This is a genomic window from Candidatus Eisenbacteria bacterium, from assembly GCA_016235265.1.
Lineage (GTDB): Bacteria > Eisenbacteria > RBG-16-71-46 > RBG-16-71-46 > JACRLI01 > JACRLI01.
On the sequence record JACRLI010000003.1, the window covers coordinates 36,955 to 48,712 of the forward strand.

At 74.1% G+C, this 11,758-nt stretch carries 9 protein-coding genes and 1 tRNA gene; all 10 read right to left on the reverse strand.

Annotated elements, in window-relative coordinates; translation table 11 throughout:
* Window positions 1-83: 83 nt before the first annotated feature.
* The 10 genes from HZB25_01725 to recN all read right to left on the reverse strand — a co-directional run bounded on the left by HZB25_01725 (window position 84) and on the right by recN (window position 11,757).
* Window positions 84-1,349, reverse strand: a complete 1,266-nt coding sequence (locus tag HZB25_01725; GenBank protein ID MBI5835940.1) for a carbohydrate esterase — start codon at window positions 1,347-1,349, stop codon at window positions 84-86.
* On the reverse strand, window positions 1,346-4,036 hold the full coding sequence (locus HZB25_01730; protein MBI5835941.1) for a DUF3459 domain-containing protein: 2,691 nt from the start codon (window positions 4,034-4,036) through the stop codon (window positions 1,346-1,348). The genes HZB25_01725 and HZB25_01730 overlap by 4 nt, the downstream gene beginning before the upstream one ends.
* A gap of 167 nt (window positions 4,037-4,203) precedes the next feature.
* Window positions 4,204-4,277, reverse strand: a tRNA-Arg gene (locus HZB25_01735).
* Between the two features lie 18 nt (window positions 4,278-4,295).
* Window positions 4,296-5,492 carry a tryptophan synthase subunit beta gene (gene trpB, locus HZB25_01740; protein ID MBI5835942.1) on the reverse strand — a complete coding sequence of 399 codons (1,197 nt, stop codon included), beginning with the start codon at window positions 5,490-5,492 and terminating at the stop codon, window positions 4,296-4,298.
* Window positions 5,476-6,081, reverse strand: coding sequence for a phosphoribosylanthranilate isomerase (locus tag HZB25_01745; GenBank protein MBI5835943.1), 606 nt, complete (start codon window positions 6,079-6,081; stop codon window positions 5,476-5,478). The genes trpB and HZB25_01745 overlap by 17 nt, the downstream gene beginning before the upstream one ends.
* The gene (gene trpC / locus HZB25_01750; protein ID MBI5835944.1) at window positions 6,078-6,869 is read right to left on the reverse strand and encodes an indole-3-glycerol phosphate synthase TrpC; all 792 of its coding nucleotides are present in this window, start codon (window positions 6,867-6,869) and stop codon (window positions 6,078-6,080) included. Before trpC ends, HZB25_01745 begins: the two co-directional genes overlap by 4 nt.
* Window positions 6,870-6,925: 56 nt before the next feature.
* Window positions 6,926-7,927, reverse strand: coding sequence for an anthranilate phosphoribosyltransferase (gene trpD / locus HZB25_01755; GenBank protein ID MBI5835945.1), 1,002 nt, complete (start codon window positions 7,925-7,927; stop codon window positions 6,926-6,928).
* Between the two features lie 8 nt (window positions 7,928-7,935).
* Window positions 7,936-8,520 carry an aminodeoxychorismate/anthranilate synthase component II gene (locus HZB25_01760; GenBank protein MBI5835946.1) on the reverse strand — a complete coding sequence of 195 codons (585 nt, stop codon included), beginning with the start codon at window positions 8,518-8,520 and terminating at the stop codon, window positions 7,936-7,938.
* Window positions 8,517-10,052: an anthranilate synthase component I gene (gene trpE, locus HZB25_01765; GenBank protein ID MBI5835947.1), complete on the reverse strand. Its 1,536-nt coding sequence runs from the start codon at window positions 10,050-10,052 to the stop codon at window positions 8,517-8,519. Before trpE ends, HZB25_01760 begins: the two co-directional genes overlap by 4 nt.
* Before the next feature lie 25 nt (window positions 10,053-10,077).
* A complete protein-coding gene (recN, locus tag HZB25_01770; GenBank protein ID MBI5835948.1) occupies window positions 10,078-11,757 on the reverse strand; it encodes a DNA repair protein RecN in 1,680 nt (559 codons plus the stop codon).
* Between the last annotated feature and the right edge of the window lies 1 nt (window position 11,758).

The following is an 11,758-nucleotide window of genomic DNA, read 5'->3' on the forward strand; positions in this document are numbered from 1 at the left end:
CATGCGGAGGCCGCTGCACGCCGTTCAATCCACTTGAATGCGCCGCGCCTTTCGATTGTGGGAATGGAGCTTGCGGGAGGGGCCTAGGGGGCCAGGAGGAACGCCAGCACGCGGTCAATGCGGGCCGCCCACGCGCCCTCGTTGTGGGCCGCGCCGGCCACCTCCTCGTAGTGCAGCGAGGCTCCCTCCCGCCAGCCGCGGGAGATCAGCGCGTCACGCAGGGCCCGGGCGTCCTCGAGCCACTCCGCCCGGCCCGCGCTCGCGGTGCCTTCGTGCGTGCCGATGTCGATCCAGGTCCGCTGCCCCGGCCGCGGGCCGGCGGCGGCGCCCGCGCGCCGCACCATGTCGCGGTTCGCCCACCACGCAGCCGGCGAGATGCAGGCCACCCTTCCAAATACGTCCGGGCGCTCCAGGCCCAGCCACAGGGAGACGAGCCCGCCCAGCGAGGAGCCCGCGACCGCGGTGTGCGCCGGGTCCGGCAGGGTCCGGTACAGGGAGTCCACGCGCGGCTTGAGCTCGTCCACCAGGAATCGGGCGTAGTCCGCGGCCCTGCCCCCGCCGTGGCGGGCGTCCGCGGCGGGTGTGTACTCGGCGGCGCGGTCGGGCGTGTTGGCCACGGCCACCGCGATGAAGGGCGGCAGGCCGCCGGTGGGAATGAGCCGCTCGGCGGTCTCGTCCACGCCCCACTCCACTCCCAGGAAGCTGGTGGCGGCGTCGAAGACGTTGTTGCCGTCGTGGAAGTAGACCACCGGGTAGCGGGCGGAGGAATCCGCGGCGTAGCCGGGCGGCAGGTACACCCACACCCGGCGCTCGCGCACGAAGCGCGAGCTGAACGCCGCCATCTCCACCACGTTTCCGGTGAGCGTGCGGGCGCGCGACGCCGCGGGTGGCTCCGCCTGGTCGCGCCACGTGCGCACCGCGAGGCGCAAGGTGTCGTCCCCGGTGGCGGTGGCCACGTGATTGCCGATCTCCCCGCCCCGCTCGTCCTTCTCCACGGTGTCCCAGCCCCCGCGCGTGACCTTGAACTGCAGCGCGGTCCCGCGCGCGAGCGCCACCGTGGCCGCGTGCCGCCCGCCGCCGCGCGCGGCGAGCCGGAGGCCGGCGCCATTCCACTCGCCCAGTTCCGGGACATTGCCCGAGATCCACAGCGTGGCATTCCCGGGCGTGGATGCCGGGGCCTGGACGAGGAAGGTCACGCGGACGGAGTCGGAAAGGCTGGAGCGGGCGGGCGGCTCGGGTGCGGCGGCCCGCGCGGGCGCCGCTGCGCCTGTGGCCGCGGCGGCGCCCCCGGCCGCGCACGCGGCCGCGAGGAGAAAGGCGGTGCGGAGCGCGGCCGCGGGAGACGTCACCGAAGCTTCACCACGCGGGCGGACTCCACCCACGCGGCGGTGCGCGCGCGCACCAGGTAGATGCCGCTGGGCAGCGCCGCGCCCCCCTCCCCGGTCCCGTCCCAGGGCAGCGAATGCGAGCCCGGCGAGCCCAGGAACGTGCCCAGGTCGCGCACCCGGCGCCCGGCGACATCCAGCACTTCCAGGCTGATGTCCATGGCTCGCGGCAGCCGGTAGCGCACCGTGGCGCCGCCCCGGAACGGGCTGGGGGCCACGCGCAGCCCGTAGGCCTTCTGCCCCGCGGGCGGGATGCCGGCGGTGAGACTGGTGGAGATCACCGCGAACTGCGGGCCGGCCACGCCGGCGAGGTTCAGCGGCGTGCGGCCGAGCAGTCCGTAGCCGCCACCCAGGCCGGGCAGGAACTGGTTGCCCACGGTTCCATCGGGGCGCACCAGCATGGCCATCACTCCCACGTCCGGCCCCGGTCCGGACAGGAACAGGTCCGCATACGGCAGGAGCATCTCCCATCCGAGGCTGGCGGAGGCCGCGGCGGTGGCGGAGGCCGCGGTCACGCCGGCGGTGTTGCTGTCGTTGAGGGCCACGGCCATGCCGGCCGGGTTGTCGCCTCCCGAGAGCGCGCCGTCGAGGCTGTTCACCAGCGCCGCGCCCATGTAGCGCTTCGTGCCCCCGCCGGCGGTCGCCAGCGTGTAGTGGTCCACGTACAGGTTGCCGCTCCAGGCGTTGATCCACAGCAGCGCGTCGGGCTGGAAGCCGGGGTCCAGGGTGAGCCCGTCGAGCTCGGCCAGGCCCGAGGGCGGCGCGGTAAAGGCCGACGTGCGCAGCGTGTTCTGGCCGCCCGCGCGGGTGTCGAGCAGCAGCACCAGGGCGGTCCCGTCGGAGGGCAGGTTGCCGGTGATGCCCACGCGGAGCCCCTGGCTGTCGGGCTTGACGTAGAGCTGGTCCAACTCGGCCTGGTTGTCACCCATGGCGGTGGCATTGTCCTGCGTGGCCACCAGCGCCAGGGCCCCGTGGTCGGCGGGGATGTTGCGGCCGTCCTGCGGCCCGGCCACCACCGGACGCGGCGTCACCCCCGCGCGCAGCACGGCCCAGCCGTGGCTGCCGAGGTGCAGCGGGTAGGCGGCGCGGTTCAGCGTGGTGAGCGCGGCAAGCGTGCCGCCGCCGATCACGTCCAGCACCGGCGTGGAGCCCCCGGGCACGTCAAACTTGGTGAGGTCCAGGGTGATGTCGGCGGCCGTCCCGGACAGGTTGATGGCCACCAGCAGCGTCTCCTGCCCCGCGTGCTGGCGCGCGAAGGCCCATACCGCGGCGCTGGAATTGGGCACCTCGGCATACGCGCCCCGCCGCAGCGCGGAGTGCGCCCGGCGCAGCGCGATCAGCGAACGGTAGGTCTCCAGCAGCGAGCCGGCCGCCCCCTGCTGCTCCTCCACCGAGCGCCCGTCGTTGTCCTTCGCGAAGCGGCCGCTGTAGGCCTGGCTGTTCAAGATCCAGTAGTTGCTCATCGGCGACCCGGCGACGGCCTTCCACTTGAACGGCTCGCGCATGGGGATGTCGTTGGCGTCGCTGCCGTAGTTCTGCTTGGTGCCGCGCATGCCCAGCTCGTCGCCGAAGTAGATCACCGGCGGGAACGGCTGCGTCATCTGGATGGCCGCGGCCACCTTCGCGCGGCCGGTGCTGTTTCCGAGGTTCGACGCCAGACGGTCCACGTCGTGGTCGCCCAGGGTGCACAGGTACGTGCGCCCCGCCGGCAGGGACGCCAGCGTGGCGCGCATCTCGCTGTACAGCCCGGAGGCGTTCGCCGAGGAAATGGCGGACCGCGCCGCGAACAGGAACGGCTTGGTGAACGCGGCGTCGTGGGCGTTCAGGAACTCGCTGCCGTGCGAGCCCCAGTCCCCCTGCTCGGCGAAGGTGAACACGTCCGGGTTCACCGCCTGCAGCCCCGCCTTCCAGCGCAGCCACCACGCCAGGTGGTAGCCGTTGCCCTCGTCCAGCACCACGTGGTCCAGCCGGTAGCCGTCGATGCCCTCCGACAGGCTCTGGTCGCCGCGCGGGTCGAGCCAGTGGCGACACCACGAGATCAGCGTGTCGCCCGCCGGCCCGTGGTTGAGATTCCACGTGATGGTGCCCACGCGCGCCCCGTTCCAGCTGTTGTAGGCGCCCCCGCTGAAGGCGCTGTTGGAGCCGTTGGTGTAGACCAGGAAGGGGGTCCAGGGCGAGGCGGGCCGGTTGTACGAGTCGAGGAACATGGTCGAGGACTGCGACAGCTGGTAGGACACGAAGTCGAGGTACACCTTCACGGTGTCCGCGTGCGCCGCCGAGACGAAGGACCGGAACTGGGTCTCGCTGCCGAAGGAGGGGTTGAGCAGGCTCGCCTCGCCATGCTGGTAGCCGTGATAGGCCGGCGACGGAAAGACGGGGGTCATCCAGACCGAGGTCACGCCCAGGTACTTGAGGTAGGGCAGCGCGGCGGTCATGCCGCCGAAGTCGCCGAAGCGGCTGGCGTCGTTGTCCGAGTCGCGCCAGGCGATGGGCATGTACGAGTAGAAGATGTCGTCGGCGACGTCGCGGGCGGCCCGGGCCGGCGTGGACGGCTGGGACAGCAGCATCACCATCGCGCAGAGCGCAAGGAGGATCGGACGGCGGCGCGAGGCGGCGCAGGTCGCAGCAATCATGCATCCAGATTGGGGCATCGGGCCTCCGGGCGCAAGGCGGCCGCAGCGGGGAGCCGGGTTCGGGCGCGCGCGGGGCGCGGCCCCCGCGGCGTGCGAGCTGCCGGGCGGGCGCGGAGGAAGCCGCCGCCGGCAACGCAGCGGGCCCCGTCGCGTGGCGGCGGGGCCCGTGGGCTCGATGCGGAATGTGCGCCGGGAGGGATTCGAACCCCCGACCCTCAGCTCCGGAGGCTGATGCTCTATCCAACTGAGCTACCGGCGCATCGGTGCGTCCAAGTCCTTACAGGAGGAGCCCCCGGACGATGTCCAGGTCCTTGTCCCCGCGCCCCGACACGTTGATCACCAGGGTCCGGTCGGGGCCGAGCTCACGGGCGAGCTGTCTTGCGTGGGCCACGGCATGGGCGGACTCGAGCGCGGGCAGGATCCCCTCGAGCCGGCCCAGCTCGGAGAACGCGGCCACCGCCTCGTCATCCGGGACAGACGCGTATTCTACCCGAGCACTCTCAAAAAGCAAGGCGTGTTCCGGCCCCACGGCCGGGTAGTCCAGGCCCGCGGACACGGAGTGCGTCTCGCGCACCTGGCCGTCGGCGTCCTGCAGCAGGTGCGTGCGCGTACCGTGCAGCACCCCAGGCGCCGGCTCGGCGAAGCGGGCGGCGTGGCGCCCGCTGGGGATGCCCAACCCGCCGGCCTCCACCCCCACCAGCCGCACACCGGGCTGGTCCAGGAACTCGAAGAACGCGCCGATGGCGTTGCTGCCGCCCCCCACGCAGGCCACGATACAGTCGGGCGCGCGGCCTTCGCGCTCGCGCATCTGCTCGCGGAGCTCGCGGCCGATCACCGCGTGGAAATCCCGCACCATCCGGGGGAACGGGTCGGGGCCCAGGACCGAGCCCAGGATGTAGTGGGTGTGCTGCACGTTGGCCGACCAGTCGCGCAGCGCCTCGTTGACCGCGTCCTTGAGCGTGCGGCTGCCGCTGGACACGCCGTGGACCTGCGCGCCCAGCAGGCGCATCCGGAACACGTTGGGCGACTGGCGGCGCATGTCCTCCTCGCCCATGTACACCTCGCACGCCAGCCCCAGCAGCGCGCACGCGGTGGCGGTGGCCACCCCGTGCTGGCCGGCGCCGGTCTCGGCGATCACCCGCGGCTTGCCCATGCGCAGCGTCAGCAGCGCCTGCCCCAGGCTGTTGTTGATCTTGTGGGCGCCAGTGTGGCACAGGTCCTCGCGCTTGAGGTACACCCGCGCCCCGCCCCATTCCCGCGTGAGCCGGGCGGCGAAGGTGAGCGGGGTGGGCCGGCCCACGAAGTCGCGCAGCAGCCCGTCCAGGCGCGCGCGGAACTCCGGGTCGCGCCGCGCCTCGTCGTAGACGCGGGCCAGCTCCTCCAGCGGGCTCATCAGCGTCTCCGCCACGAAGCGGCCCCCGAACGGCCCGAAATGCCCCGAGGCGTCGGGGTAGCGCTCAGCCCAGGTCGGCACGGCGAACCTCCTCGATGAACTGCGCGAGCTTCGCGGGGTCCTTCACCCCGGGAGCCGATTCCACGCCGCCGGAGACGTCCACGCCGAAGGGGCGAAGCCGGCGCACGCGCTCCGCCACGTTGCCGGCGTTCAACCCGCCGGCGAGCAGGAACTTCCCGGGGGCCACGCCCGTCTCCAGCCACTCCAAAGGGAGGGTCCGGCCGGTGCCCCCCGGCACACCCTCCACGTAGATCTCGTACACGCAAAATCCCGCCTGGGGCGGCGGGGCCTCGGAGAGCGGCCCACCCAGGCGGCGCGTGAGAACCACCGGCACCGGGAAGTCGGTGCCGTCCTCCGGGTGCACCTGCACCAGGTCGAGCGGCACGCGCTCGATCCACTCGAGAATCTGCGTCCGCGGCTGGCGGTGGAACACTCCCACGGTGCGCACCGGGTGCGACTCCCGGGCGCGGGCCACCTCGCGGGCCTGCTCCAGCGTGAGCCGGCGCCGGCTCTCGGCGGCCACCAGGCCCAGGAAGTCGGCGCCGAGGCGGGCGGCCAGCAGGGCGTCCTCGAGGCGCGTCAGCCCGCAGATCTTGATCCGGGTGCTCACGGCTCCTCCCCGCGCAGCTGGCGCAGGCGGGCCGCGGGATCCCCGCTGCGCATCAGCGCCTCCCCCACCAGCAGCGCGTCCACGCCCGCGTCCTGCAGGCGCAGCACGTCGGCCCGCCCGGTCACGCCGCTCTCCCCCACCAGCGTGGTTCCGGCGGGCACGCGGGGCGCCAGCCGGAGCGTGGTCTCGAGGCGCACCTCGAAGGTCCTGAGGTCCCGGTTGTTCACCCCCACGATGCGCGCGCCGGAGGCCAGCGCGGCCTCCAGCTCGGCCTCGTCGTGGACCTCCACCAGCGTGTCGAGCCCCAGCTCTTCGGCCGCGGCGCGCAGCGCCGCGAGCCGCCCCGAGGGCAGCAGCGCCGCGATCAGCAGCACCGCGGAAGCGCCCAGCTCCACCGCTTCGTGGAGCTGGTAGGCCTCCAGGGTGAAGTCCTTCTGGAGCGCGGGCAGCGGCACGGCGGCGGCGACCGCCTTCAGGTGGTCGGGCGAGCCCAGGAAGTGCCGCGGCTCCGTCAGCACCGACACCGCCGCCGCGCCCCCCGCGGCGTAGGCGCGCGCGCGCGCCACGGGGTCGAAGTCGCCGGCCAGTAGTCCGCGGCTGGGCGAGGCCTTCTTCACCTCGGCGATGAAGCGCACCGGCTCCGCCTTCGAGGCCCGCGCGATGGCGGCGCGGAACCGTCCCGGGGCGCCGAGCTTGAGCCCGGGCGCGAATCCCCCCAGGGGCCGCGCGCGCATGCGGGCGTCCAGGGCGGCGCGCACGTCGGCGGCGATGGCCTGCAGGCGGTTCACGGTCTCCCAGGCTCCGGGGTTCGGGATGCTGCGGTTCCGGTGGGGCGGTCCGGCGGTCACAGAAGCCGGGTGAGCGCGGCCAGCTCGTCGAGCCGGCGCCCTGGCAGCCCCGCGGCCAGCGCCTCGCGGGCGCGGGCCAGCGCCTCCGGCAGTTCCTTCGCGGCGCCGCCCACCACCAGCGCCGCCGCGGCGTTGAGCGCCACGGTGTCGGTGGCCGGGTCGGGCCGGCCGGAGAGGATCCGGCGCATGCGCGCGGCGTTCTCCGCGGCGTCGCCCCCGCGCAGGGCGCCGTCCGGGGTGGGGGCGAGGCCCAGCGCCGCCGGATCCACGCGGGTCTCGACAATCTCGCCGGCGCGCACCACCAGCACCCGCGAGGGGCCGGTGGTGGTCAGCTCGTCCATGCCGCCGTGGCCGTGCACCACCCAGGCCAGCTCCGCGCCGAGCTGCGCCAGCGCACCCGCGAGCAGGGTGGCGGCCCACTCGGAGAAGGCCCCCAGCAGCTGCCGGTCGGCACCCGCCGGGTTGGTGAGCGGGCCCAGCAGGTTGAACACAGTGCGCACGCCCAGCTCGCGGCGGGCGGGAGCCACGTGCTTCATCGCCGGGTGCAGCGCCGGGGCGAACAGAAAGCCGATGCCGACCTCGTCCACGCACCGCCCCACCGCGGCGGGCGGAAGCGCCAGCTTGACCCCCAGGGCCTCCAGCACGTCGGCGCTGCCGCAGCGGCTGCTCACCGAGCGGTTGCCGTGCTTGGCCACCGCGACCCCGCATGCGGCGGCGGTCAGCGCGGCGGCGGTGGAGATGTTCAGCGAGGCGGAGCCGTCGCCGCCGGTGCCGCAGGTGTCCAGCAGCGGGCGGCGGGCCGTGGGCACGCGCACCGCCCGCTCGCGCATCACTTCGGCGAAGCCGGCCATGAGCTCGGGAGTCTCGCCGCGCATGCGCAGCGCCACCAGCAGGCCGCCCAGCTGCGCGTCGGTGGCGGCGCCCTCGGTCAGGGACCGCATCAGCGCCGCGGCCTCGGCGCGCGCGAGGCTCTGCCCCTCGAGCAGCCGGCCCAGCATGTCGCGGATCACTTCGCGGGCCGCTCCCCCGCGAGCTCCATGAAGTTCCGGAGCAGCAGGCGGCCCTGCTGCGTGAGGATGGACTCGGGGTGGAACTGTACGCCCCAGGTGGGGTGCTCGACGTGCTGGAGGCCCATGATCTCGCCCTCGGCGGTCCACGCGCACACCCGCAGCGTGGGCGGCAGCGAGGGGCGGTCCACGATCAGCGAGTGATAGCGGGTGGCGGTGAAGGGGTTCTCGAGGCGCTCGAACAGCCCCATCCCGTCGTGGATGATGAGCGACGTCTTGCCGTGCATCAGCCGCTGCGCGCGCACCACCCTGCCGCCGTAGACGTGCCCGATGCACTCGTGGCCCAGGCACACCCCCAGGATCGGCAGCTGGCCGCCCAGGCGGCGCAGGATGTCGTTGGACACGCCGGCGTCCTCGGGGCGCTTGGGCCCCGGGGACAACAGCACGCCCGCGGGGCGGCGATCGCGCACTTCCTCCACGGTGATCTCGTCGTTGCGCGCCACCTGCACCTCGGCGCCCAGCTCGCCCAGGTACTGCACCAGGTTCCAGGTGAAGGAATCGTAGTTGTCGACGACCAGGATCACGCCGGGCCTCCATCCGAGGGCGGGCCGCCGTCCCAGCCGGACTCCGCCCACTCCACCGCCTTGAGCAGCGCGCGGCCCTTGTGCATGGTCTCCTCCCACTCCCTGCGCGGCACCGAGTCGGCCACGATGCCCGCGCCCACGCCCACGTGGACGCGCCCCCCGGTGAACACCGCCGTGCGGATGGCGATGCACAGGTCGAAGTCCCCGCGGAATCCGAAGTAGCCGATGGCGCCCGCGTACACGCCGCGCCGCAGCGGCTCCAGCTCGTCGATGATCTCCATGGCCCGGATCTTGGGCGCGCCGGAGACGGTGCCCGCCGGGAAGCAGGCGCGCACCACGTCCATGGCGCGCGTGCCGGGGCGCAGGCGGCCGCGCACGCCGGAGACCAGGTGCATCACCTGGGAATAGCGCTCCACCACCATGAACTCGGGGGTCTGCACCGAGCCGTACTCGGCCACCCGGCCCACGTCGTTGCGCCCCAGGTCCACCAGCATCACGTGCTCGGCGCGCTCCTTCTCGTCGTGGCGCAGTTCCGCCTCCAGCGCCGCGTCCTCCGCCGGGGTCCGCCCGCGGGGGCGGGTGCCGGCGATGGGCCGCACCTCCACCTCGCGGCCCTCCACGCGCACCAGGACCTCCGGCGAGGAGCCCACCACCTCGAGCCCCGGGAAACGCAGGTAGTACATGTACGGGGACGGGTTGAGCACCCGCAGCGCCCGGTAGGCGTCGAATGGCCGGGCGTGCACCGGCGCGCTGAGACGGTGGCTCCGGACCACCTGGATCACGTCGCCGGCGCGGATGTACTCGCGCGCGCGCTCCACCGCCACTTCGAAGGCCTCCCGCCCGCCGTCGGGGCCCAGGCTGCTCTCCAGGTTGCTCTCGAAGCGCAGCGCCCCGCCGGCGGGACGCGGTGCTTCGGCCGGGCACGGGCCCTGCAGGCGCGCCACCTCGCGCTCGATGCGCTGGCGCGCCGCCGCGTAGGCCTCCTCCGCGGTGCCCTCGCCCGGAGCCACCGCCACCACCTTCACGGTGTGCGAGAGATTGTCGAAGATGGTGACGCAGTCGCTGAACAGGAAGCGGGCCTCGGGGAGCCCCAGGTCGTCCGGGGGCGCGCCGGGCAACTTCTCGAAGTGGCGCACCTGGTCGTACGCCAGGTAGCCCACGGCGCCGGCGTCGAAGCGCGGGTGGCCGGGAACCTCCGCCACGCGCCGCTCGGTGAGCAGCTGGGCCAGCAGCTGCAGCGGCTCGTCCACCTCCCGCTCCTCCACCTCGTAGCCCCGGATCAGGCGCGCGTGCCGCCCGCTGGACTCGAACACCAGCGACGCCTCGCCGGAGAGTATGGAGTAGCGTCCCCACTTCTCCCCCCCCTCCATGCTTTCGAGCAGGAAGGCGTGCGGGCCGTCGGCCACTTTCTGGAACGCGGACACCGGCGTGTCGCGGTCCATGAGCAGCTCGCGGTACACCGGCACCCGCTCGCCGCGGCCGTGCAGGGCCTGGAAGGTGGGGAAATCGGGGTGATACTGGGTCGTGGCCATGGGTCTCCCGGATGGGGTCTTCGGATCAGGCCGGCGCCCCGCCCGCCAGCCGCAGCAGGTCGCGCGCCTCGTCGCGGGTGGCCCGCGTGACGCGCGAGCCCGCCAGCATGCGGCACAACTCCTCCACGCGCGCCTCCTGGTCCAGCGGTACCACGCGCGTGTAGGTGCGTCCGCCCTTCACCGCCTTGTCCACCTGGAAGTGGTGGTCGGCGCACGCCGCCAGCACCGGCAGGTGGGTGATGCACAGCACCTGGTGGCGCCGCGCCAGCTTCTTCAGGCGGGCGCCGACCGCCTCGGCGGTGCGCCCTCCGATGCCCGCGTCGATCTCGTCGAAGAGCAGCGTGGCGACCGGGTCCGCGGCGGCGAGCACGCTCTTGAGCCCCAGCATGATGCGCGAGACCTCCCCGCCGGAGGCCACGCGGGCCAGGGCGCGCGGCTCCTCGCCCGGATTGGTGGAAACCAGGAATTCGGCCCGGTGCGGCCAGCCGGCTTCCGCCGCATCCCCGGGCTCGGGTGGGATTGTAACCCGAAACCGCGCGCCGGGCAGCCCCACTTCGCGCCACTCCTTCGCCAGCCGGGACTCGAGGTTGCGAGCCGCGGTCTCCCGCGCCGCCTCGAGCGCCCGCCGTGCGGCGCGCCACGCGGCGAGTGCGGCGTCGCGCTCCCGGACCAGGCGCGCGCCGGTCTTCTCCGGCGAGCCCAGCGCGTCCAGGCGCGACTCCAGCGCGGCCAGCTCGCCGATCGCGCTCTCCAGGCTGCCGCCATAGCGCCTGCGGATCCGCTCCAGGATGTCGAGCCGTTCCTCCACCGCGCGCAGCCGTTCCGGGTCGGTCTCCAAGGAGGCGGCCCGGCCGGCGAGCGCCCGGGCGGCCTCCGCCAGACGCTCGGTGGCCTCCTCCAGCCCGCGCAGCGTCTCGTCCAGCGTGTCGTCCCAGTCCCGGGCCCGCGCCAGCGAGCGGCGGGCGGCGGCCACGCGGGCGAGCGCGCCGGAGTCGTCGTCGTCCAGGGCCCGCGCGGCCTCGTCCAACGCCCCGGCCAGGCGTTCCGCGTTGGCCAGCAGGCGCCGCTCCCGCTCCAGCTCCGCGTCCTCCCCCGGGCGCAGGCGCGCGTCCTGCAGCTCGTGGCGCTGGAACTCCCACAGCTCGCGGCGCGCGGCGAAGTCGCGCGAGTGCTCTTCGAACGCGCGGAGCGCCTCGCGCGTCGAAGCCAGGCCCTCCGCCGCGGCGCGCTCGGCTTGCGCCAGGTCCGCCCGCGCGGCAAAGCGGTCCAGGAGCTCCAGCTGGACCTCCGCCCGCAGCAGCCCCTGGTGGTCGTGCTGGCCGTGCATGTCGAGCAGTCGCCCGCCCAGTTCGCGGGCCTGCGCCTGCGAGATGGCCCGCCCGTCGAGGCGGAAGCGGCTGCGGCCGTCGGGGGATATCTCGCGGGAGAGCGTGAAGTCGGAGGGATTCTCGGGCCCCGGGTCCGCGCCGGCCGCGGCCAGGCCCGGTACGTCGGAGCCGTCGAAGCGGCCCTCCACCCGGGCGGCGGCGGCCCCGGTGCGCAGGGATTCCGGTCCCACCCGGCCGCCGAAGAGCAGCGCCACCGCCCCCACCAGCACCGACTTTCCCGTGCCCGACTCACCGGTGACCACGTTGAGCCCCGGCCCCGGCTCCCAGGCCAGGGCCTCCACGGTGGCCAGCCCCTCGAGCCGAAGTTCGCGCAGCATG